The 22,150-nt window shown below is 73.8% G+C and carries 22 protein-coding genes; 10 read left to right on the forward strand and 12 right to left on the reverse strand.

All coding sequences use genetic code 11. From position 1 onward, the window contains the following. Positions 1–51: 51 nt before the first annotated feature. Positions 52–1,251: a trans-sulfuration enzyme family protein gene (locus tag ACWDD7_RS23320; protein WP_450458759.1), complete on the reverse strand. Its 1,200-nt coding sequence runs from the start codon at positions 1,249–1,251 to the stop codon at positions 52–54. A 60-nt stretch (positions 1,252–1,311) separates the two neighbouring features. Between ACWDD7_RS23320 and ACWDD7_RS23325 the strand changes: the two genes are divergently transcribed. The 5 genes from ACWDD7_RS23325 to ACWDD7_RS23345 all read left to right on the forward strand — a co-directional run bounded on the left by ACWDD7_RS23325 (position 1,312) and on the right by ACWDD7_RS23345 (position 6,601). Continuing rightward, entirely contained in the window at positions 1,312–1,797 is a 486-nt protein-coding gene (locus ACWDD7_RS23325) for an Lrp/AsnC family transcriptional regulator (protein ID WP_351873992.1), read from the forward strand. 53 nt (positions 1,798–1,850) lie between these two features. Beyond that, positions 1,851–3,539, forward strand: a complete 1,689-nt coding sequence (locus tag ACWDD7_RS23330) for a DUF885 domain-containing protein (RefSeq protein WP_450458761.1) — start codon at positions 1,851–1,853, stop codon at positions 3,537–3,539. A 152-nt stretch (positions 3,540–3,691) separates the two neighbouring features. Further along, complete coding sequence (locus ACWDD7_RS23335) at positions 3,692–3,928, forward strand: ferredoxin (protein WP_351873996.1); 237 nt, start codon at positions 3,692–3,694, stop codon at positions 3,926–3,928. Continuing rightward, positions 3,918–5,309 carry an NAD(P)/FAD-dependent oxidoreductase gene (locus ACWDD7_RS23340; RefSeq protein ID WP_450458762.1) on the forward strand — a complete coding sequence of 464 codons (1,392 nt, stop codon included), beginning with the start codon at positions 3,918–3,920 and terminating at the stop codon, positions 5,307–5,309. The genes ACWDD7_RS23335 and ACWDD7_RS23340 overlap by 11 nt, the downstream gene beginning before the upstream one ends. Positions 5,310–5,359: 50 nt before the next feature. Then, positions 5,360–6,601 (forward strand): cytochrome P450, encoded by a 1,242-nt coding sequence (locus ACWDD7_RS23345; protein WP_450458763.1) that lies wholly within the window; start codon positions 5,360–5,362, stop codon positions 6,599–6,601. A 19-nt stretch (positions 6,602–6,620) separates the two neighbouring features. Here ACWDD7_RS23345 and ACWDD7_RS23350 read toward each other — a convergent pair whose 3' ends face one another. The 6 genes from ACWDD7_RS23350 to ACWDD7_RS23375 all read right to left on the reverse strand — a co-directional run bounded on the left by ACWDD7_RS23350 (position 6,621) and on the right by ACWDD7_RS23375 (position 13,472). Continuing rightward, positions 6,621–7,133: an immunity 21 family protein gene (locus ACWDD7_RS23350; protein WP_450458764.1), complete on the reverse strand. Its 513-nt coding sequence runs from the start codon at positions 7,131–7,133 to the stop codon at positions 6,621–6,623. 65 nt (positions 7,134–7,198) lie between these two features. Beyond that, complete coding sequence (locus ACWDD7_RS23355) at positions 7,199–10,198, reverse strand: AAA family ATPase (RefSeq protein WP_450458765.1); 3,000 nt, start codon at positions 10,196–10,198, stop codon at positions 7,199–7,201. Then, positions 10,195–11,358, reverse strand: coding sequence for an exonuclease SbcCD subunit D (locus ACWDD7_RS23360; RefSeq protein ID WP_450458766.1), 1,164 nt, complete (start codon positions 11,356–11,358; stop codon positions 10,195–10,197). The genes ACWDD7_RS23355 and ACWDD7_RS23360 overlap by 4 nt, the downstream gene beginning before the upstream one ends. Before the next feature lie 164 nt (positions 11,359–11,522). Next, positions 11,523–12,149, reverse strand: a complete 627-nt coding sequence (locus ACWDD7_RS23365; protein ID WP_450458767.1) for a YigZ family protein — start codon at positions 12,147–12,149, stop codon at positions 11,523–11,525. A 37-nt stretch (positions 12,150–12,186) separates the two neighbouring features. Next, positions 12,187–12,732 carry a SixA phosphatase family protein gene (locus ACWDD7_RS23370; protein ID WP_450458768.1) on the reverse strand — a complete coding sequence of 182 codons (546 nt, stop codon included), beginning with the start codon at positions 12,730–12,732 and terminating at the stop codon, positions 12,187–12,189. Continuing rightward, positions 12,729–13,472, reverse strand: a complete 744-nt coding sequence (locus tag ACWDD7_RS23375; RefSeq protein ID WP_450458770.1) for a hypothetical protein — start codon at positions 13,470–13,472, stop codon at positions 12,729–12,731. The genes ACWDD7_RS23370 and ACWDD7_RS23375 overlap by 4 nt, the downstream gene beginning before the upstream one ends. A 147-nt stretch (positions 13,473–13,619) precedes the next feature. On the opposite strand from ACWDD7_RS23375, the gene ACWDD7_RS23380 reads away from it, so the two are divergent. Together ACWDD7_RS23380 and ACWDD7_RS23385 are read left to right on the forward strand one after the other, a co-directional pair. Further along, positions 13,620–14,027, forward strand: a complete 408-nt coding sequence (locus ACWDD7_RS23380; protein WP_392214359.1) for a CoA-binding protein — start codon at positions 13,620–13,622, stop codon at positions 14,025–14,027. A 202-nt stretch (positions 14,028–14,229) separates the two neighbouring features. After that, complete coding sequence (locus tag ACWDD7_RS23385; protein ID WP_450458771.1) at positions 14,230–15,873, forward strand: APC family permease; 1,644 nt, start codon at positions 14,230–14,232, stop codon at positions 15,871–15,873. Positions 15,874–15,931: 58 nt separating this feature from the next. Here the strand turns inward: ACWDD7_RS23385 and ACWDD7_RS23390 are convergent, their stop codons facing one another. Then, the gene (locus tag ACWDD7_RS23390) at positions 15,932–16,282 is read right to left on the reverse strand and encodes an ArsR/SmtB family transcription factor (protein ID WP_450458772.1); all 351 of its coding nucleotides are present in this window, start codon (positions 16,280–16,282) and stop codon (positions 15,932–15,934) included. A gap of 73 nt (positions 16,283–16,355) precedes the next feature. On the opposite strand from ACWDD7_RS23390, the gene ACWDD7_RS23395 reads away from it, so the two are divergent. Next, on the forward strand, positions 16,356–17,384 hold the full coding sequence (locus tag ACWDD7_RS23395; protein WP_450458773.1) for a cation diffusion facilitator family transporter: 1,029 nt from the start codon (positions 16,356–16,358) through the stop codon (positions 17,382–17,384). Between the two features lie 351 nt (positions 17,385–17,735). On the opposite strand, the gene ACWDD7_RS23400 is transcribed toward ACWDD7_RS23395, so the two are convergent. Both ACWDD7_RS23400 and ACWDD7_RS23405 read right to left on the reverse strand, forming a co-directional pair. Beyond that, complete coding sequence (locus ACWDD7_RS23400; protein WP_450458774.1) at positions 17,736–18,293, reverse strand: YbaK/EbsC family protein; 558 nt, start codon at positions 18,291–18,293, stop codon at positions 17,736–17,738. Positions 18,294–18,336: 43 nt separating this feature from the next. Further along, positions 18,337–18,909, reverse strand: a complete 573-nt coding sequence (locus ACWDD7_RS23405; RefSeq protein ID WP_351876619.1) for a helix-turn-helix domain-containing protein — start codon at positions 18,907–18,909, stop codon at positions 18,337–18,339. A 108-nt stretch (positions 18,910–19,017) separates the two neighbouring features. Between ACWDD7_RS23405 and ACWDD7_RS23410 the strand changes: the two genes are divergently transcribed. After that, complete coding sequence (locus tag ACWDD7_RS23410) at positions 19,018–19,875, forward strand: EamA family transporter (protein ID WP_450458776.1); 858 nt, start codon at positions 19,018–19,020, stop codon at positions 19,873–19,875. 72 nt (positions 19,876–19,947) lie between these two features. Here the strand turns inward: ACWDD7_RS23410 and ACWDD7_RS23415 are convergent, their stop codons facing one another. Then, positions 19,948–20,712 (reverse strand): acyltransferase, encoded by a 765-nt coding sequence (locus tag ACWDD7_RS23415; protein WP_450458777.1) that lies wholly within the window; start codon positions 20,710–20,712, stop codon positions 19,948–19,950. A gap of 109 nt (positions 20,713–20,821) precedes the next feature. Between ACWDD7_RS23415 and ACWDD7_RS23420 the strand changes: the two genes are divergently transcribed. Next, entirely contained in the window at positions 20,822–21,349 is a 528-nt protein-coding gene (locus ACWDD7_RS23420) for a gamma carbonic anhydrase family protein (RefSeq protein WP_351876621.1), read from the forward strand. A 66-nt stretch (positions 21,350–21,415) separates the two neighbouring features. On the opposite strand, the gene ACWDD7_RS23425 is transcribed toward ACWDD7_RS23420, so the two are convergent. Further along, positions 21,416–22,066, reverse strand: a complete 651-nt coding sequence (locus tag ACWDD7_RS23425) for a DedA family protein (RefSeq protein WP_351876622.1) — start codon at positions 22,064–22,066, stop codon at positions 21,416–21,418. Positions 22,067–22,150: the final 84 nt, after the last annotated feature.

Here is a 22,150-nt window from a genome sequence, read left to right on the forward strand (position 1 = left end):
GTGGGACGCGGCTTGCGACGGCGGCGTCCCACCGGTGGAAGCGGGGCCCCGTCAGCCCACCGCCTCCGCCACCCCCGCCGGCACCCGGGCCGGCTCCCCCAGGGCCTGGTCCAAGTCGGCCCAGAGGTCGTCCACGTCCTCCAGCCCCACCGACAACCGCAGCAGCTTGTCGCTGACCCCCGCCCCCCGGCGGTCGTCCGCGTCCACGATGCGGTGGCTGATGGAGGCGGGGTGCTGGATCAGGGTGTCGACGCTGCCCAGGCTCACCGCGGGGGTGACCAGACGGACCCGGGAGATCAGCTCGTGCGGATCGCCCGGGACCTCGAAGGCGATCATCGCGCCGCCGATGCGCGGGTAGTGGACGCGGGACACACGCGGGTCGGCGGCGAGGCGGTGGGCCAGTTCCGCGGCGCTCGCGGAGGCCGCCCGGACGCGGACCGGCAGGGTGGAGAGGCCGCGCAGGAGGAGGTAGCCGGCCAGCGGGTGCAGGACGCCGCCCGTGGCGAAGCGGATCTGGCGGAGCCGGCCGGCCATCTCCTCGTCGCAGGCCACGACCCCGGCCAGCACGTCCCCGTGCCCGCCGAGATACTTCGTGGCGCTGTGCAGCACCAGTCGCGCCCCCTGCTCGGCCGGCCGCTGGAGCACCGGCGTGGCGAAGGTGTTGTCGGCCAGCAGCGGCACCGAACCGCACGCGTGCGCGATGGCCCGGAGATCCAGCTCGGCGAGGGTCGGGTTGGCCGGGGACTCGACCATCACCAGGCCGGTGTCCGGGCGCAGCGCGTCGGTGACGCCGGCCGGGTCGGTCCAGGTCACCTCCGTGCCGAGCAGCCCGGCGGTCAGCAGGTGGTCGCTGCATCCGTACAGCGGCCGTACCGCGACGACATGGCGCAGGCCCATCGCGGACCGCGCGAGCAGCACCGCGCTGAGGGCCGCCATCCCGCTGGCGAACGCGACCGCTGACTCCGTGCCCTCCAGCCGGGCCAGCGCGGTCTCGAAGCGGGCGACGGTCGGGTTGCCGAGCCGGCCGTAGACCGGCGGCCCCACCGGGTCGGCCCCGTCGGCGGCGAAGGCGTCGATGCGCGCGGCCTCGCCGCGGCTGTCGTAGGAGGGGTATGTGGTGGACAGGTCGATCGGCGCGGCGTGCAGTCCCTGGCGGGCGAGATCGTCGCGGCCGGCGTGCACGGCCTCGGTGTCGAGGGCTCTCGGTGCGGGGCGTACGTCGTCGTAGGCACCCGTGGTCGCTGTGTCCATGACGGGAAGGGTGAACAACGACCGGGATCCGAGGGCCGGACCCCGTGTTATGTTCGGCCAATGGCCGAATCCGTCGTACTTGATCCGGTGGATCTCCAGCTGCTGCGGCTGCTGCAGAACGACGCCCGGATCACCTACCGCGACCTCGCCGCCCAGGTCGGCGTGGCCCCGTCGACCTGTCTGGACCGGGTGACCCGGCTGCGCCGCTGCGGCGTGATCCTCGGCCATCGGCTGCGGCTGGATCCGGCCAAGCTCGGGCGCGGGTTGCAGGCGCTGCTGTCGGTGCAGGTCAGGCCGCACCGCCGGGAGCTGGTGGGGCCGTTCGTGGAGCGGGTGCGGGCGCTGCCGGAGGCCCGCTCGGTGTTCCATCTGACCGGCCCGGACGACTACCTGGTGCATGTGGCCGTCGCGGACATGGCCGATCTTCAGCGGCTGGTCCTGGACGAGTTCACGGCGCATCGCGAAGTCGCCCGCGTGGAGACCCGGTTGATCTTCCAGCAGTGGGAGTGCGGGCCGCTGCTGCCGCCCGGACACGCCGACAGCTGAATCCCCGCTCGCACGGATGACGCGGCGATCCCTCTCGTACGAGGATGGGCGGCATGTCTGAGATCAACACCCCGCTGCCCCGCCAGGTCGCCGACGCGTACGTCGACGATCTCATCGCCCTCGACCCCGTGACGGGCACCTACCTCGGCGTCCAGGAGAGTTCGCGCACGCTGCCCGACTACTCGCCCGCGGGCCAGGAGGCGCTCGCGGAGCTGTCCCGGACCACCCTCGCGAAGCTGGACGAGGCGGAGCGCCGGCCCGGCGCGGACAGCGACGCGGAGCGGCGCTGCGCGCGGCTGCTGCGGGAGCGGCTGACCGCCGAACTGGCCGTGCACGAGGCCGACGAACACCTGCGCGCCGTCGGGAACATGCACACGCCCGGCCACTCGGTGCGGGACGTCTTCACGGTGATGCCGGCCGAGACCGAGGAGGACTGGGCGGCGATCGCGGAGCGGCTGCGCGCGGTGCCGGGCGCGCTCGCCGGTTACCGCGAGTCGCTCCAACTGGGCCTGGACCGCAAGCTGTTCGCCGCGCCCCGGCCGACCGAGACCTTCATCGGGCAGCTCACCGAGTGGATCGACGCGGACGGCGAGGGCCGCGGCTGGTACGAGGAGTTCGCCGCCGCCGGACCCGACGCGCTGCGCACCGAGCTGGACGAGGCGGCCCGCTCCGCCACCGCCGCCCTGACCGAACTGCGCGACTGGCTGCGGGCGGTGTACGCGCCGGCCGTCGAGGGCGCCCCGAACGTCGTGGGCCGGGAGCGGTACGCGCGCTGGGCGCGTTACTTCAACGGCACCGACCTGGACCTGGACGAGGCGTACGCGTACGGCTGGTCGGAGTTCCACCGCATCCTGGGCGAGATGAGGCGCGAGGCCGAGAAGGTCCTGCCCGGTGCCGAGACCCCCTGGGTGGCGCTGGCGCACCTGGACGAGCACGGCCGGCACATCGGCGTGGACGAGGTCCGCGACTGGTTGCAGGGCCTGATGGACCGGGCGATCTCGGACCTGGACGGCACGCACTTCGAACTCGCCGAGCGGGTACGGCGGGTGGAGTCGTGCATCGCCCCGCCCGGCGGCGCAGCGGCCCCCTACTACACGAACCCCTCGGAGGACTTCTCCCGGCCCGGCCGCACCTGGCTGCCCACCATGGGCCTGGACCGCTTCCCGGTCTACGACCTGGTCTCCACCTGGTACCACGAGGGCGTGCCCGGCCACCACCTCCAGCTCGCGCAGTGGGCCCACGTGGCCGAGAACCTCTCCCGTTACCAGGCGACGGTCGGCATCGTCAGTGCCAACGCCGAGGGCTGGGCGCTGTACGCGGAGCGGCTGATGGACGAGCTGGGCTACCTCGCCGACCCGGAGGAGCGCCTCGGCTACCTGGACGCGCAGATGATGCGCGCGGCCCGGGTGATCGTGGACATCGGCATGCACCTGGAGCTGGAGATCCCGGCGGACTCGCCGTTCCACCCCGGTGAGCGCTGGACGCCGGAGCTGGCGCAGGAGTTCTTCGGCGCGCACAGCAGCCGTCCCGCGGACTTCGTGGAGAGCGAGCTGACCCGCTACCTGACCATCCCGGGCCAGGCCATCGGCTACAAGCTGGGCGAGCGGGCCTGGCTGCTGGGCCGGGAGCGGGCGCGGGAGCGGCACGGCGCGTCGTTCGACCTGAAGTCCTGGCACATGGCGGCCCTCTCCCAGGGCTCCCTGGGTCTGGACGACCTGGTGGACGAGCTGTCCCGGCTCTGAACCACCGGGCCCCGGGCCTCACTCGATCGGCGTGCCCGGCGCGCGGGTCCCCCGGTTCGGCTCCCATGCTGGCGAGCGGGGGACGACCGCCGTCCGGGCCCGCCGCGCCAGCCGCGTGGCGGGCTGCGGACCTGGCCACCGGAAGGGCGTCGATGAGGCTCGTCGTCGATCTCAACAAGTGTCAGGGGTACGCGCAGTGCGCGTTCCTCGCGCCGGACGTCTTCGCCATGCACGGCGACGAGTCGCTGCTCTACGACCCGCAGCCCGACCACGAGCAGCGCGAGCGGCTGGCGCGGGCCGTCGCCGCCTGCCCGGTGCAGGCGATCACGGCCGACGGGGTGGACCCGGACGGGGCCCTTCGGGGCCCGGAGGCCCCCGATGGCCGCTGACCGCACGGACCGGCTGCGGCGCGAGGGCCGGATCGCGATCGTGGGCGCCTCGCTGGCCGGGCTGCGGGCGGCCGAGACGCTGCGCGCCGAGGGCTTCACCGGGGAGCTGACCCTGATCGGCGACGAGCCGCACGAGCCGTACGACCGACCGCCGCTGTCCAAGGCGGTCCTGCTGGGCCGGGCGAGCCCGCACCGCACCGAGCTGCCCCGGCGCCGGGAGATCGACGCGAAATGGCGGCTCGGGGTGGCGGCCACCGGGCTGGATCTGACGGCCAGGCGGGTACGGCTGGCCGACGGGGACGAGGTGGCGTACGACCGGCTGCTCATCGCCACCGGGGTGCGCGCCCGGCCCTGGCCGAAGGAGTCGGAGGCACGGCTGGACGGCGTTTTCCTGCTGCGCACCCGGGACGACGCGGCCGGGCTGTACCAGCGGCTGCGTTCCGGGCCGCGCCGGGTGTTCGTGATCGGTGCCGGGTTCGCGGGCTGCGAGGTCGCCTCCGCGTGCCGGGAGCAGGGCATCGAGGTCACGGTGGCGGAGCGGGCGGGCGCGCCGCTGGTGGGCGCGCTCGGCGGGGTGATCGGCGCGGTCGCCGCGGATCTGATGCGCGAGCACGGTGTCGATCTGCGCACCCGGGTGACGGTGACCGCGCTGGAGGGCGATCCGGCCGGGCGGGTGCGGGCGGTCCATCTGTCCGACGAGAGCGTGGTCGAGGCGGACGTGGTCGTGGTCTCGCTGGGTTCGCTGCGCAACACCGAGTGGCTGGCCGGTTCGGGGCTCGGCGCGGGGCCCCGGGGCATCGCCTGTGACGCGGGCTGCCGGGCCTTCGACTTCCGGGGCATCGTCACCGACGACGTGTTCGTGGCGGGCGATGTGGCGCGCTCCCCGCACGCCCTGTTCGAGTACCAGTTCCTGTCCCTCGAACACTGGGGCAACGCGGTGGCGCAGGCGGAGACGGCCGCGCACAACATGATCTGCGGCGGTGCCGACCGGCGCCCGCACCTGTGGATGCCGGCGTTCTGGTCCTCGCAGTTCGGGGTGAACATCAAGTCCGTCGGGGTGCCCCCGATGGGCGAGGAGCTGATGATCACACAGGGCTCGACGGCCGAGCGCCGGTTCGTCGGGGTCTACGGCCACAAGGGCCGGGTGGTGGCCGCGGTGAGCTTCGACAGCACGCGGTGGCTGGAGTTCTACCAGCGGGCGATCGAGCGGGGCGCGGCGTTCCCGGTGACGTACCCGACGCTGGACCGGCGTCCCGAGCACCGGAGCCCGGTGCCGGCCGACTTCCCCGACCCGTCCCTGCCGACCCACGGCCCGATGGTGACCCTCAGCGGCTACTCGCCGTCCGACACCCGGCTCGTCTTCCACCCCGCCCGCCACTGAGCCACCCGGAACCGGCTGCCCCGCCCCCGGACACGCCCCAAGGACCCGTCATGACGCAAGACCCGCTCGTGCGCCGGATCACCGACTTCGCCAACCGCGCCGACCCGTACCCGGTGTACCAGGAGCTCCGCAAGACGCCGGTGCTGCACGAGGAGGAGGGCGGCCCCTACGTCATCAGCTCCTACTGGGACATCGAGGCGCTGCTGCACGACCCGCGGATCAGCTCCGACGCGGCCAATCTGGCGGCCGGCGGGCAGGACGCGCTGCTCCAGCCGGAGGAGACGGGCGGGCTTCCGCCGTCGTTCCTGCGCCTCGACCCGCCCGAGCACGACCGGCTGCGGCGCATCGCCAACAGCGCCTTCGGCCCCCCGCACCGGCCGCGCCGGATCGACGGCATGCAGGGCGAGCTGCGGGAGATCGTCACCGGGCTGATCGACGGCATCGGGGACGCGCGGCGGATCGACCTGGTCGACCAGTTCGCGTATCCCTTCCCGGTGACGGTGATCTGCCGGCTCCTCGGGGTGCCCCGGGAGGACGAGCCGCGCTTTCGCGCCTGGGTCGACCCGCTGGTCGCGAGCCTCGACCCGGGCACCCGGCGGGACGCGGACGATGCCTTCGTCACGGCGGCGCGCGAGGCCCGGATGCAGCTCGGCATGTACCTGGCCGGGCTGGTCGAGGAGCGCGCCAAGGAGCCGCGCGACGACCTGCTGTCCGACCTGGTGCACAGCGTGGGCCCGGACGGCGCCATGACGATGGTGGAGGTGCTCAGCACGTCCGTCCTGCTGCTCATCGCGGGCCACGAGACGACCGTCAACCTGATCACCAACGGCATGCTCACGCTGCTGCGCCACCCGGACGTGCTGGAGCGGCTGCGCCACGAACCGCGCCTCGCGCCCCGGCTCGTGGAGGAACTGCTGCGCTACGAACCGCCGGTGCAGCTGGTGCCGCAGCGCACCTGCATCACCGACATCGAGGTGCGCGGGGTGACGATCCCCAAGGGCTCGCGGATCTGGCTGGTGCTGGCCGCGGGCAACCGGGACCCGGAGCGGTTCACGGACCCCGAGCGGTTCGACCCGGACCGCGAGGACATCCAGCACCTCGGCTTCGGCAGCGGCATCCACATCTGCTTCGGCGCGCCGCTGGCCCGCCTGGAGACGCAGATCGCGCTGACCGAGCTGGCCCGGCGGCTGGAGAACCCGCGCCTGGTGCAGGACCCGCCGCCGTACCGGGAGAACGCGGTGCTGCGCGGCCCCCGGCACCTGGAGATCGCCTTCGACGGCGTACGGCCCTGAAACGCCCGAGCGGCCCTGTCTAGGCGAGCCTGCTGAGCCGCACCAGCCCCACCCAGGTCTCCGGGCCGGGCTGGGCATAGGCGGCGTGCACGCTGTACGTCCCCGCGGCGAGCGGGACGCGCAGGTGCTCCTGCCGGTCCGCCTCGCCGCCCGGCCAGGCCGAGTCGAACAGCACCACGGGCCCCGGCACCTCCCAGCGCAGCTCCTGCTCCCACACGGCGCTCTCCAGCGCGGCGGGGACACCGGCCAGCAGCTCGCGCTCGGAGTCCGCGGCGGACCACCGTACGAAGGTGCCGTGCTCGGGCAGATAGGAGGTGGCGGCCGGCTCGTCGCCGAGGACGAGGGCCGCGCTGTCGCCGACCGGGAGCAGCCCGGCGTATCCGGGGACCTCACAGGCCCGGTCGTAGTCCGTGTCGAGTTCCTCGCTGTCGGCGCCCGCCCAGAACGGCAGGACCACCTCCGGAACGGCGATCAGGGGGCCGCCGCCCGACTCCACCCACTCCAGCACTCCGCGATCTTCAAACCGAGCCATGGGCGAAGAACCTACACGTCCCCGAAACGGCGGCAGAACCCGCCCGGCACCGGCGTCGGCCGAGGTCAGCCGGTGCCCCGTTGCCGCAGGGTGGAGCCGGATCGGTCCTTGACGACCTCCAGTTGGGCGTGGACGCGGCGGCGCAGGTCGGCGACGTGGCTGACGATGCCGACGCTGCGGTCGCGTTCGCGCAGGCCGTCGAGGACGTCGAGGACCTCGTCCAGGGTCTGGTCGTCCAGGCTGCCGAAGCCCTCGTCGATGAAGAGGGTGTCCAGGCGCACCCCGCCCGCCTCGTCGGTGACGACGTCGGCGAGGCCGAGGGCGAGCGCGAGGGAGGCGAAGAAGGTCTCGCCGCCCGAGAGGGTGGCGGTGTCCCGCTCGCGGCCGGTCCAGGCGTCCACGACGTGCAGCCCGAGCCCGCTGCGGCCGCGTCCGCTGCGGCCGTCGGAGTGCACGAGGGTGTAGCGGCCGGAGGACATGCGCTGTAGGCGGGCGGTCGCGGCGGCGGCGACCTGTTCCAGGCGGGCGGCGAGCACGTACGACTCCAGGCGCATCTTGCGCTCGTTGTCGGCGGAGGTGCCCGCGGTGAGGGCGGCGAGCCGGGCGATGCGGTCGTACTCCGCGCGCAGCGGGGCGAGCCCGCGTGCCGCCTCGGTGGCGCGGGCGGAGAGGCGGTCCAGTTCGGCGCAGCAGCGGGCGGCGGCGTCGCGGGCGGAGGCGGCCTCGCGCAGCCGGTGCTCGGCCTCGGCCGCGGCCCGTTCGGCGGCGGCCGGGTCGGCGGGCGGGAGCTGGGCGGCGGCGGCCGTGTCGGCCTCGGCCAGTACGGCCCGTACGGCGGCCTCCTCCGACTGCCGGGCGTCCAGGCGGTGTTGCAGCTCGCGGTGGGCCGCGTCGGTGAGCAGGGCGGCGGCCGCCTCCTGCGGGGTGGCGAAGCCGGCCCGGTAGGCGGCGTCGGCGAAGCGGGCGTCGGCGGCCTTGAGGCGCTGGGCGGTGTCCTCGGCGGCGCGTACGGCTTCGGCGGCCTCGGCGAGCAGCGCGGCCCGCCGCTCCAGCTGGGCGGCGCGCGCGGCCACGCTGTCGGCGGTGCCGCGCGCCTTGGTCAGCTCCGCTGCCAGCTGGGTCTGTTCGCGCTCCAGGGCCTCGCGCCGGGTGAGCCGGGAGGCGGCCCGTACGGCGGCCTGCTGCCGGTCGGCGAGGCGCCGCTCGCGTTCCTGCTCGGCGCCCCGCAGCTCCTCGTGGGCGGCGTGCAGGGCGGAGGCGGCGCGGCGGGAGTGGGCGTATTCCCGCTCCAACGCGTCGGCTTCGGCGACCAGTCGGCCGGTGGGGACGTCACCGGCCTCGGCGGTGGCGGCGGCGAGGTCCGCGCGCACGGCGCCGAGGTGCCGCTCGGCCTCGGTGCGTCGCCGGTCGGCCTCCTGGGAGGCGGTGTGGGCCCGCTCCTCGGCGGCGCGGTCCACGTGGCCGGCGATCTTGCGGGCGGGCGCGGGGTGTTCGGTGGCACCGCAGACCGCGCAGGGTTCGCCGGCGGTGAGGTGGGCGGCGAGTTCGGCGGCGATGCCGTCGAGCCGCTGCTCCTTGAGGTCGAGCCAGTGGGCGCGGGCGTCGAGGGCGCGCTGCTCGGCGTCCCGGGCCTGCTGTCCGGCCGCCTCCAGGTCGGCGCTGAGGGCGTCGCGGGTACGGGCCGCCGCCAGGCGCCTTCGCATCGGCTCGCGCTGGACGGCGAGTTGTTCGGCGCGGGTGGCGGCCTCCTGGGCGGCGTCGATCCGCGCCTGGAGGGCCGTACAGGTCTCGTCCCAGCCCTCCAGCCAGGCGTCGGCCTCGCGCAGCACGTCCTCGTCGGCGCGCTCCTGCCGGTCCAGCCCGGCCCGTTCCGAGGTCAGTTCGGCCAGGCGGTGCTCGGCGCGCCGGGCGGCGTCCAGCCCGCCCAGTTCCTCGGCGGCGCGGCGCGCGGCGGCGGCGAGCCCGCTCGCGTCGGCGTCGGCCAGGGGTGCGGGCAGCGGGCCGCGGGCGAGGGCTTCGGCGGCGTCGGCCCCGCGGTGCTCCCGCTCGGCCTCCTCCCGCAACGCCAGCGCGGGCGCGACCGCCTCCGCCTTGCGGGAGCGCTCCATGCGGTCCCGGTCGGCGCGGTGCTCGTCGGCCCGGTCCTGGAGGCGTTCGGCGCGGCGGCGCGCCTCGGCGAACCGGCCTTGCAGGCGGGCGAGTTCGCGTACACCGTCGAGGGCGCGGCGGGCGCCGGTGTGGTCGGACTCGGCGGCGGCGAGACGGCTGTGGGCGACGGCGAGGCGTTCGCGGGCGGTGCTGCGGGCGACGGCGGCGGCGCCGAGCACGGTCTCCGCCAGGCCCGGGTCGCCCGGCGCCAGCTCGGGCAGCTCCATGGCGCCGCCGGCCTCCTGCTGCATGCGGTGGGCGTCGGCGAGCAGGGCCGCGTCGCCCTCGCGCACCCGGGTCTCGGCGGCCCGGCGGCGCTCGGCGAGGCGCTTCTCCACATCGGCGAAGCGCTGGGTGTCGAAGAGGCGGCCCAGCAGCCGGCCGCGGGCCTCGGCGTCGGCGCGCAGGAAGCGGGCGAAGTCGCCCTGGGGCAGCAGCACGACCTGGCAGAACTGCTCGCGGCTCATGCCGAGCAGTTGCTCGAACTCGGCGCCGATCTCCTGGTGGGAGCGGCTGAGGTCCTTCCAGGCGCCCGCCGTCGCCTCGTACTCGCGCAGCCAGGTCTGGGCCTTGTCGACGGTGGTGCCCTTGCCGCGCAGCTTGGGCCGCTCCCAGGGCGGCTGCCGGGTGACCTCCAACCGGCGTCCGGCCACGGTGAGTTCGAGGCGGATCTCGGTGCGGGTGCGGGGCTCGGCGTGGTCGCTGCGCAGGTTCATGCCCTGGCCCGCACCGCTCTGGCGGGCGCCGGGCACGGAGCCGTACAACGCGTAGCAGACGGCGTCCAGGACGGAGGTCTTGCCCGCGCCGGTGGGGCCGTGCAACAGGAAGAGCCCGGCGGCGGACAGGGCGTCGAAGTCGACGCTCTGGGTGGCGCCGAAGGGTCCGAAGGCGGTGATGTCGAGCCGGTGCAGCCTCACTTGGCCACCTCCCGCGCGACGGTGTCGGCACGGACGGCGTCGAACGCCTCGCGCAGCACGGCCGCCTCCCGCTCGTCGGGTCCGGCACCCCGGACGTGGGCGACGAAGTCCTGGGCGATCTGCTGGTCGCTGCGGCCCGCCAGGCGTCGGGCGTAGGACACCCGGGGGTCGTCCGGAGCGCGCTCGGGGGCGAAGACCAGGCTCAGCGTGTGCGGGAAGCGCTCGGTGAGCCGGGCCATCGGCTCGGCCGGGCGGACGGCGTCGGTGAGGGTGGCCTCGACCCAGGCGTCCGCATGGCGGTCGAGCTCCGGGTCGGCGAGCAGCTCCTCCAGGGTGCCGCGGATGCGGGCCAGCGGCCGGGGCACCGGGCAGTCGAGGCGCTCGGCGGTGACGGCGCCGTCGGCGGCGAGGTCGATGAGCCACATGCTCTTGCGGTGGTCGGCCTCGGAGAAGGAGTAGGCGAGCGGGGACCCGGAGTAGCGCACGCGCTCGGTCAGGGTCTGGCAGCCGTGCAGATGCCCGAGGGCCACGTAGTCGGCGCCGTCGAAGACTCCGGCCGGTACGGCGGCCACCCCGCCGACGGTGATGTCCCGCTCGCTGTCGCTGGGCTGGCCGCCGGTGACGAAGGCATGGGCGAGGACGACGCACCGGGTGCCCTCCGGACGGGTGGCCAGGTCGGCGCGCACCCGGTCCATGGCGGCGGCGAGGACGGTCTCGTGTCCGGCCTTGTCCACCTTGAACTCGTCCCTCACCAGGGCGGGTTCGAGGTACGGCAGCCCGTAGAAGGCGACGTCCCCGTGGGCGTCGGCGAGCACCACCGGGGTGGCGACGGCGGCCGGCTCGGTGCGCAGATGGATGCCGGCGCGGTCGATGAGCCCGGCGCCGACGCCGAGGCGGCGGGCCGAGTCGTGGTTGCCCGAGATCATCACCGTGGGCACGCCCAGTTCGGCGAGGCGGTGCAGGGCCTCGTCGAACAGCTCGACGGCGGCCAGCGGGGGCACCGCACGGTCGTACACGTCTCCCGACACGACCACCGCGTCCACCTCGCGCTCGCGCACGGTGGCGACGAGGTGACCGATGAACCCGGCCTGGGCCCCGAGCATGCTCACCCGGTGGAAGGCCCTGCCGAGATGCCAGTCGGACGTGTGCAGGAGTCTCATGACTCCCGAGACTAACGGCAGGGTCCGACAACACGGTCGGTCACTGCCGTATCACCCGTCATACCCGACGCACCATAAGGGAGTTATGCCCGTTTTGTCGCTTCCATTGTTCACGCTTCCCTTCGTCGCGCTTCCCTTCTCCACACTTCCGTCGGCGCGTCCGCTCAGGCGTCCCCGTACGCCTCGCCGCCCAGCTCGAACGCCGCCGTGCCCGCCGTCGCGTCCGCGAGCCATCCCCGGAAGGCGTCCACGTCGGCGTCCGGCAGGCCGATCTCGATGGTGACGGCCTCGCCGTAGCCGACGTCGCGGACCTCGCGGCCGGTGGCGCGCAGGTCGTTCTGGAGCTTGCCCGCGCGCTGGTGGTCGACGGTGACCGTGGCCAGCCGGAAGCGGCGCCGGGTGCGGGTGCCGAGGGTGTCCAGGGCCTCGCCGACGGCGCCGCCGTAGGCGCGGATGAGTCCGCCGGCGCCGAGCTTGACGCCGCCGAAGTAGCGGGTGACGACGGCGACGACGTACCGCATGTCGCGGCGCAGCAGCATCTGGAGCATGGGGACGCCGGCCGTGCCGCCCGGTTCACCGTCGTCGCTGGCCTTCTGCACGCGGGCGTCGGCGCCGATGACGTAGGCCCAGCAGTTGTGGGTGGCGTCGGCGTGCTCCTTGCGGACGGCCGCGATGAAGTCCTGCGCCTCCTGCTCGGTCGCGGCCGGGGCGAGGGCGCACAGGAAGCGCGAACGGTTGATCTCGGTCTCGTGCACACCCGCGCGGGCCACTGTGCGGTACTCGTCCTGCATCCCGCCAGCCTATGCGGAAACGCGCGGCCGCCCTCCCCTAGGTGCCGGCCCCGCCCCGGGGCACGGTGAACGACGTCAGCAGGGCGACGCCCGGGGCGAGGGCGGGCCAGCCGGTGCCGCGCCAGGCGAGGACGGCGACGGCGGAGGTGGGGAACTTGGTGCGCAGCCGCTCCAGGGTGTCGTCCAGGCCGTCCCCGGCCAGCGTCAGGAGCAGGTCCTCCAGGCCCGGGTTGTGCCCGACCAGCAGGAGGGTCTCCACCTCGGGCGGTGTCTCCCGTACGACGTCCAGCAGGGCGGGTACGCCGGCCCCGTACAGCCGGGGTTCGTAGCGCACCGGGGGCGGGGTGCCCCATTCGGCGGAGGCGAGCTGCCAGGTCTGCCGGGCGCGTACGGCGGTGGAGCACAGGGCGAGGTCGGGCAGCAGGTCGGCCTCGGCGAGGGCGCGGCCGGCGGCGGGGGCGTCGCGCAGGCCGCGCGGCGCGAGGGGCCTGCGGGAGTCGGGCACGCCCTCGGGGCGGGCGGACTTGGCGTGTCTGAGCACCACGAGGCGGCGCAGCGGACCGGTGCCCGCGCGCCTGCTCACGCGAGGGCCCCGAGGTCGCGGGTGAGTTCGACGGCGAGCAGCCGGTCGGCATAGGCGAACGTCTCGAACCGGGCACCGTCGGCGACGCCGGGATCGACCGCGACGGCTTCCATCACCCGCAGCACCCCCGGCATGTCGAGATCCTCGTCCCACGCCTCGGCGAGCCGCGCCCGCACCGCCTCCGGCACGGGCCGCGAGGGCCGGCGCGCCCACCGGGCCACGTCCCGCCGCCACCCGGCGAGCCGCTCGGCGGCCCGGGCCATCGTCGCCTCGTCCAGCGTCACGCTCTGCCCGTAGGGGACGGAGAGGAGGGCGAGGCGGAGGGCGGTGGGGTCGGCGAGGAGAGAGGACCCGGCCGGCGTGTGCTCCCCGGCCCCCGGCCCCGTCCACACGACCGGAGCCACCGCGATCACCGGTCCCTCGCCCCCGGCCCCACCGTCCTCCCCCGCCACCACCCGCACCACCTGTGCCGTACCCGCGCCCGGCCCGTGTGCCTCCTCGAAGGGGCGCACGGCGAGGGCGTTCGCGGCGGTGCGCAGTTCGGCCGGCTGGCGGGGCGCGGTCGTCCAGGACTGGGCGCCGGTCAGCTCCAGGGCGCGGGCGAGGACGTCGGCGGTCAGGAGCACCCGCAGGGGCGTGAGGCCGAGGCCGCCCGCGCGGGCCTCGATACGGGTCAGGCCGCGCCGGGCGGGCGCGGCGGCGACGGGCTCACCGGTTCGGGCGTCGAGGATGCGCAGCACGGGCCCGAGCGTAAGCGCGCGGACGCCCGTGCGCAGGCACCGCGCGCCGATTCCGGACACCGTGGCGGGGCAGGAGACCGGGAATCAGCACGTGCGGGGGCCTGTTGAGGGCGTCGGAAAGCAGCACACACCCCATAGGAGGCGGACGTGTACGACGAAGAGGCGGCGATTCGCAGGATTCTGACCGAACGGGGCGATACCTGGGCGGTGGTCGGCCTGTCCGGAAATTCCACCCGGCCCGCGTATCGCGTGGCGCGGGTGCTCCAGGGGTTCGGCAAGCGGATCGTCCCCGTGCACCCGAAGGCCGAGACGGTGCACGGCGAGCGGGGCTACACCTCCCTCGCAGGGATCCCCTTCGACGTCGACGTGGTGGACGTCTTCGTCAACAGTTCGTTGGCCGGCGCGGTGGCCGACGAGGCGGTGGCGAAGGGCGCGAAGGCGGTCTGGTTCCAGCTCGGCGTCGTCGACGAGGCCGCTTGCGATCGCACTCGCGAGGCAGGACTTGACATGGTCATGAATCGTTGTCCGGCGATCGAAATTCCCCGCTTGACCTAGTGTCAGAACTTCTTCATCACAATCAAGGGTTGAATATTGACATTCGCACGTGGCGGCTGAGCTGTGGAAACCCTGTCCTCAAGAAGGGCAAGATCCTGAGTCAAGATTTGGTAAGCAGTCTTTTGCCGACGCGGAAACGGTTCCTAGCCTGTGGCCTTCTTCCTCGTTAAAGCTGCGTTTACGATCTGAGAGGCCACTTGACATGACGAAAGTCGACCAGGCTGCACCGGTAGCCACGAGCGACACCGGGGGTCTGCGCCGCGACGTCGGACTCATCGGCCTGATGTGGGCCTCCGTGGGCTCCATCATCGGCTCCGGTTGGCTCTACGGCGCCGAGAAGGCCGTCGTCGTGGCCGGCCCCGCGGCGATCATCTCGTGGGTGATCGGCACGGTGGCCATCGTCCTGCTGGCGCTGGTGCACGCCGAGCTGGGCGGCATGTTCCCGGTGGCCGGCGGTACGGCGCGCTACCCGCACTACGCCTTCGGCGGCCTGGCCGGCATGTCCTTCGGCTGGTTCTCCTGGCTCCAGGCCGCCACCGTGGCCCCGATCGAGGTCGAGGCGATGATCGGCTACGCCGGTCACTGGAAGTTCGCCCAGGGCCTGCAGAACGCCGACCAGACGCTGACCACCAGCGGAATCGTTACTGCAATCGTCCTCATGGCCGTCTTCGTCGGCGTCAACTTCTTCGGCGTACGCGCCCTGGCGCACACCAACAGCGCCGCCACCTGGTGGAAGATCGCCATCCCGCTCGCGGCCATCTTCATCATCGCCGTGGGCAACTTCCACGTCGGCAACTTCACCTCGGAGGGCTTCGCCCCCTTCGGCGCCAAGGGCGTGCTGGGCGCCGTCAGCTCCAGCGGCATCATCTTCGCGCTGCTCGGCTTCGAGCAGGCCATCCAGCTGGCCGGCGAGAGCCGCAACCCGCAGCGCGACCTGCCCCGGGCCACCCTCGGCTCGGTCGCCATCGGCGCCGGGATCTACATCCTGCTCCAGATCGTCTTCATCGCCGCGCTGCCGCACGCCTCCTTCGCGCACGGCTGGGCCAAGCTGGCGTACGCCGGCATCAGCGGTCCCTGGGCGGGGCTCGCGACCCTGGTGGGCCTCGGCTGGCTGGGCTGGGTGCTCTACGTCGACGCGATCATCTCCCCCGGCGGCACCGGCCTGATCTACACCACCGCCACCTCCCGCGTCTCCTACGGCCTGGCCAAGAACGGTTACGCCCCGAAGGCGCTCACCAGGACCGACAAGCGCGGTGTGCCGTGGATCGGTCTCATCGTGACCTTCGCCACCGGCATCCTCTGCTTCCTGCCGTTCCCGAGCTGGCAGCAGCTGGTCGGCTTCATCACTTCGGCGAGCGTGCTGATGTACGCGGGCGCCCCGCTGGCCTACGGCGCCTTCAGCGACCGCCTGCCGCACTTCGAGCGCCCCTACCGGCTGCCCGCCGGCAAGATCATCTCGCCGCTGTCCTTCGTGGTAGCCAACCTGATCATCTACTGGAGCGGCTGGAACACCCTGTGGCGGCTGGCCTTCGCCATCCTGCTCGGCTACGTGCTGATGGGTTCCTACGCCCTGTGGGCCAACCTCAAGGGCAAGCCGGACGCGCCCCGGATGGACTTCAAGGCCGCGCAGTGGCTGCCCGCCTACCTGCTGGGCATCGGCCTGATCTCCTGGCAGGGCGGCTTCGGCGACGGCAGCCAGGGCAACATCCCGCTGTACTGGGACATCCTGGTCATCGCGGCCTTCTCGCTCGGCGTCTACTACTGGGCGAAGGCCACCGCCTCCAAGACGGAGGCGATCGAGCGCAGCATCGACGAGGTGGTCGTCACCGACGCGCCCGCGCACTGAGCCACCACTCCTCCCCCGGTGCCCCGCCGGCCGCTCCTCGGCCGGCGGGGCACCGTCGTCATACGGGGCCGTGCTCCGTCTCGGCGAGGCGGTGGTCGGCGGTCTTCAGCGCCTCGTCCACCAGCCGGCGCAGATGCCCGTGGCGCAGCGAGTAGATCACCCGGCGGCCCTCCTTGCGGGTCTCGACGAGGCCCGCGAGCCGGAGCCGGGCCAGGTGCTGGCTGACGGCGGGCCGGGCGGCGCCGCACGCCTCGGTCAGCGTGGTGACATCCGCCTCCTGCGAGGTCAGGGCGTAGAGCAGGGCAAGGCGGGTGCGATCGCCGAGCAGGGCGAGGAGCTCCGCGGCGAGCGCGAACTGCTCCTCGCCCGGGGTGTGCTGATGCGCGGGATGCGCAGGTGATAGGTGCATGCGTGCGCTCATACGCACATAATGGCTCCGTGGGCGCGCCGCGTCCACCGCCGCCCATCGGAAGGGAACCCGCGTGAGCGACCACCACGAGCACGGCCCGCACCGGCACGGCACCTCCTCCCTGCGCCATCGGCTGGCCCATCTGCTCACCCCGCACTCCCATGAGACCGCCGACAAGCTCGACACGGCGCTGGAGTCCTCGGCGCGGGGCATGCGCGCCCTGTGGGTGTCGCTGGCCGTGCTGGGCGCGACCGCGCTGGCGCAGGCGGGCGTGGTCGCCGTCTCCGGCTCGGTCGCGCTGCTCGGGGACACGGTGCACAACGCCGCCGACGCGCTGACCGCCGTACCGCTCGGCATCGCCTTCGTGCTGGGGCGAAGGGCGGCGAACCGGCGGTTCACCTACGGCTACGGCCGCGCCGAGGACCTCGCGGGCCTGGTGATCGTGCTGACCATCGCGGCCTCGGCGGCCTTCGCCGGGTGGATGGCGGTGGGGCGGCTGCTCGATCCCCGCCCGGTCACGGACGTGCCGGTGGTGGCGCTGGCCGCGCTGGTCGGCTTCGCGGGCAACGAGTGGGTGGCCCGGTACCGGATCCGGGTGGGCCGCCGGATCGGCTCGGCCGCGCTCGTCGCCGACGGGCTGCACGCGCGTACCGACGGCTACACCTCGCTGGCCGTGCTGCTGGGCGCGGCCGGCTCCGCCCTCGGCCTCCCATGGGCCGACCCGGTCGTGGGGTTGGCGATCACGGCCGCGATCGCGCTGGTGCTGCGGGACGCGGCGCGCGAGGTGCTGCGGCGGATGCTGGACGCCGTGGACCCGGCGCTCGTGGACCGGGCCGAGCGGGCGGTACGGGCGGTGCCGGGCGTGCGAGGCGTGGGCGAGCTGCGGCTGCGCTGGATCGGGCACCGGCTGCGCGCCGAACTGGCGGTGGTCGTGGACGGCGACGCGTCGCTACGACAGGCCCACGCCATCGCCGTCGAGTCCGAACACGCCCTGCTGCACGCCCTGCCGAGGCTGTCGGCCGCCCTGGTGCACGCGGACCCGGCACCCGTACCGGGCGAGAAGGACCCGCATCTGGCGCTGGCCCACCACCTCGCCGGGTGAGACCCCGCGCGCCGCGCTGTGAGATCGGGGATCACCACGCCGGGCCGGCCGCCCCGCGGGGTCACCCCTCGCCACCTGGGCCAAGGCCCGCCACCTGAGGACGGGCCTCGCCCGGTGAGCCGGACCAGCCACATCGGGCCATGCCCACCGCACGGGAACGCGGGCCGCCACATGGAGCGAGGCGCCAGGTGGCGGCAGGGATCGCCACGCCGGGCCGGCCGCCCCACGGGATCACCCCTCGCCACCTGGGCCAAGGCCCGCCACCCGGGGACGGAACTCACCCGGTGAGCCACACCACGCCGCCTCCGGTCACGCCCGCCACGCGGGAACACGGGCCGCCCGTCAGGCAGGTCAGGCCGCGCCCAGCCCCTCTAGGACCACCGCGCCCGGCAGTTCGGCGAACGCCTTGCCCGGGACCAGCAGTTTGCCGCGCCGGCGGCCGCTGCCGACCAGGACGTAGGGCAGATCGATGACGGCCGCGTCCACCAACAGGGGCCAGCCGGTGGGCAGTCCGATCGGGGTGATGCCGCCGTACTCCATCCCGGTCTCCCCCGTCGCCGTCTCCGTCGGGGCGAACGACGCCTTGTGGGCGCCCAGTTGGCGGCGCACCACGCCGTTGACGTCGACCCGGGTGGTGGACAGCACCAGGCACGCGGCGAGCGTGGTCGCTCCGGCCCGCTTGGCGGCGACCACCACGCAGTTCGCCGACCGCTTCAGCAGATCGCTGCCGTAGTGCTCCACGAAGACGGCGGTGTCGGCCCGGCGCGGGTCGGTGTCGACGTACAGGACGCGGTCGGCGGGGATACCGGCGGACCAGTTCCGCAGGGCGTCGGCCACGGGGGCGGTCAGTTCGTCCAGGCAGTCCGGGGCCGGGGTCGCGGTCTCGAAGTCTCCGATGGGTGCGCGCATGGCCGCACGCTGACAAGGCGCACGGGCCATGCGCGGGGACGCCTCACTGCACGGGCGGCACGGAGACGGCCATCATCATCTCCATCGGGACGTCGCCGCGGTTGGCGTAGACGTGCGGGACGTTCGCCTCGAAGGTGGCGCTGGCGCCGGTCGGGACGCGGTGGTCCTCGCCGTCGACGGTGAGGGTCAGCTCGCCCGCCGTGACATGGACCAGTTCGACGGTGCCGCCCGGGTGCGGCTCCGCCGGGCTCTCGTCCCCGGGCATCAGCACCCAGTCCCAGAGCTCCAGCGGGCCGGGCGCCTCGGTGCCCGCGAGCAGCCGGTTGTAGCTGCCGGCCTCGGTGTGCCACAGCCGTACCGCCCGTTCGGCCGGGACGATACGGACCCGGGGGCCGCGCTCGTAGTCGAGCAGGGTGGTGACGCTGATGCCGAGCGCGTCGCCGATCTTGACGATGGTGCCGATGCTCGGGTTGGTGCGGGCCTGCTCGATCTGGATCAGCATGCCCCGGCTGACACCGGCCCGGGCGGCGAGCACGTCCAGGGTGAAACCGCGCACCGAGCGCCAGTGCCTGACGTTGCGCGCCAGGGACTGGGTCAGCAATTCGAGGTCCGACACGTTCCGTCCGATATCCGAGATGGTTCACTGCTGTGAATGACGTAGTTCAACTTACTGAACTACGGTGGAGCGCACCCGTTCGTTCAAGAAACTGTACTGCGAGGCATCGTGACAGCCTTCTTCGCCCTGACCACCAGCCTGTTGTGGGGGCTGGCCGACTTCGGCGGCGGGCTGCTGACACGACGTACGCCCGCACTGACCGTGGTCGTCGTCTCGCAGTCCATCGCGGCGGCCGTGCTGGGCGCGATCGTCGTCGCCACGGGCGCCCTGGGCGCGGCCGAGCCCCGGCTGTGGTTCGCGTTCGCGGCTGGCCTGGTCGGACCGATCGCCCTGCTCGCCTTCTACAAGGCCCTCGCGCTCGGCCCGATGGGCGTCGTCTCGCCGCTCGCCACCCTCGGCGTCGTGGTGCCGGTCGGCGTGGGCCTGTTCCTGGGCGAGCGCCCGGGGCTGCTCCAGCTCGCGGGCATCGCGGTCGCCGTCGGCGGGGTGGTGCTCGCGGGCGGACCCCAGCTGCGGGGCGCGCCGGTGGAGCGGCGCACGGTCCTGCTGACGCTGGTCGCGGCGCTCGGCTTCGGCACGGTGTTCGCCCTGATCGCAGAGGCGTCCACCACCATCACCGGCCTGTACCTCTCGCTGTTCGTACAGCGGCTGACCAATGTCGCGGTGGGCGGGGCCGTGCTCGCCGTCTCCCTGCGGCGCGGCGGCACCGCGCTGCCGGAGGACGGCTTCCCCTACCGCTCACTGCCCGCGCTGGCCTTCGTCGGCCTCGCCGATGTGGCGGCCAACGGCACGTACGCCATCGCCGCCCAGTACGGCCCGGTCACCGTGGCCGCCGTCCTCGCCTCGCTCTATCCGGTGGTGACCGCGCTGGCCGCCCGCGGCTTCCTCAGCGAACGGCTGCGCGCCGTCCAGGCGGCGGGCGCGGGCCTCGCCCTGCTGGGCACGGTGCTGCTGGCGACCGGCTGAGGGCTGCCGGGGACCCGGTCCGGCGACCGGCTCCGGCGACCGTGCGCTCGCTCCCGGTACCCGTGCCGGGTCTCAGCCCTCGGTCTCCAGTTCGGCGAGCCGGGCCACCGCGGAGTCGTCCAGGTCGGCCAGGGCCCGCAGTTGTGCCGGGGTCGTCCCGTCCGGGATCGGCACCGGGGCCGGGGTGCGCAGCGGCGGCTGCCAGCCGTCCTCGGGCGTCCAGCGCCGTACGACCTTGGCGGGCGCGCCGGCCACCACGGCGTGGTCGGGCACCGTGCCGCGCACCACAGCACCGGCCGCGACCACGACGTTCCGGCCGATCCGCGCGCCCGGCAGGATCACCGCCCCGGTACCGATCCAGCAGCCGGGACCGATCTCCACGGGCTCCATCCGGGGCCACTGCCGGCCGATGGGCTCGTGCGGGTCGTCGTAGGAGTGGTTGGTCGAGGTGACGTAGACGTACGGCCCGAAGTAGCAGTCGCGGCCGATGGTCACCGTGGTGTCCGCGATGACATGGCTGCCGCGGCCGAGCACCACGCCGTCGCCGATGCGCAGGATCGGGTCGGGGCCGAGGTCCAGGTCGGGCATCAGACCGGCGGTCAGGGTGACCTGTTCGGCGATGATGCAGTGGGAGCCGAGCCGGATCCAGGGTTCGCCGAAGACCGTGCCGAGCGGGAAGGCGAGCCGGGTGGCCTCGCCGATGGCGCCGAAGCGGAGGCGTCCCGGGTGCTCCGCCGTGACGGAGCCGGTCCGCTGGACCCAGGCCCAGGCCCGGTGGACGGCACGCTGGGCGAGGCCACGGCGCCAGGATGAGAACGTGTTCTTGCGCTTCGGCACGGGCTCACGTTACTCACGGGTTGCGTGCCGTGAGAGGCCGGACCGCTGTGATCTTTGCCCCACCGCCTGTCGTACCGTGCGGGGTACTTACGGACGCGAGGAGACGGTGATGACGCAGCGGGCACTGATCGTGGGCATCGGCGGGAAGGAGCCGCGGGTCGACGCGGAGGCGTTCGTGGCGCCGACGGCTTCGGTGATCGGGGATGTGACGCTGCACGCGGGGGCGAGTGTCTGGTACGGCGCGGTGGTGCGCGGGGACGTCGAGACGATCACCGTGGGGGCGCGGGCGAACGTGCAGGACAACGTGACGCTGCACGCGGACCCCGGGTTTCCGGTGAGCGTCGGGGAACGGGTGTCCATCGGGCACAACGCGGTGGTGCACGGGGCGACGGTCGAGGACGACTGCCTGATCGGGATGGGGGCGACCGTGCTCAACGGGGCCGTGATCGGGGCGGGGTCGCTGGTGGCGGCGCAGGCGCTGGTGCCGCAGGGGATGGTGGTGCCGCCGGGGTCGTTGGTGGCGGGAGTGCCGGCGAAGGTGCGGCGTGAGCTGTCGGCGGAGGAAAAGGAGGGGGTCACCCTCAACGGCACGCTGTACGCCGAGCTGGCCCAGGCGCATCGCGAGGTGCACGAGTAGGTCGTTCTGCGGGTGCGGGTGGGGGGCGGTCGTTCGCGCCGTTCCCCGCCGCTCGGGGGGGGCGCCTCACTCGCCCGCGCCGACGGGTTCCGCCTCTCGCTGGGAAAGCTCCTGCTGGGCCTTCTTCGTCCTGCGCTTCACGATCAGCATCGTGGCCAGGCCCAGGACGACCGCGGCCCCCAGGCCCACATAGGAGAACTTCTTCAGCCAGCCCTCGGCGACCACGCCCACGTAGTAGACGGCGGCGGTGGTGCCGCCGGCCCAGCAGATGCCGCCCAGGACGTTGGCGATCAGGAACTTCCAGTAGGGCATGTGGAGCACGCCGGCGAGGGGGCCGGCGAAGATGCGCAGGAGGGCGATGAAGCGGCCGAAGAAGACGGCCCACATGCCCCACTTCTGGAAGGAGCGCTCGGCGGTGGCCACATGGGCCTCGCCGAAGTGCCGCGGGAACTTCTTGCCCAGCCAGGCCAGCAGCGGGCGTCCGCCCTTGCGGCCGATGGCGTAGCCGATGGAGTCGCCGATCACCGCGCCCGCGGTCGCGCACGCGCCGAGGATCAGCGGGTTGATGTGGGAGTGCTGGGAGGACATGAGCGCCGCCGAGACGAGGACGATCTCGCCCGGCAGCGGAATGCCGAGGCTTTCGACGCCGATCACCAGGGCCACCACGGCGTAGACGGCGACCGCCGGCACCGAGTCGAGCCATTCCTGGACGTGCACCGCGGGATCCTCCCCTGTCACCGACCTTGCCCGGGAGCACCGGGTAAAGCGCTCCCCAAAGAAGGCTACCCGGTCCGCGGTGAA

It is taken from the genome of Streptomyces sp. NPDC001056, assembly GCF_053598955.1.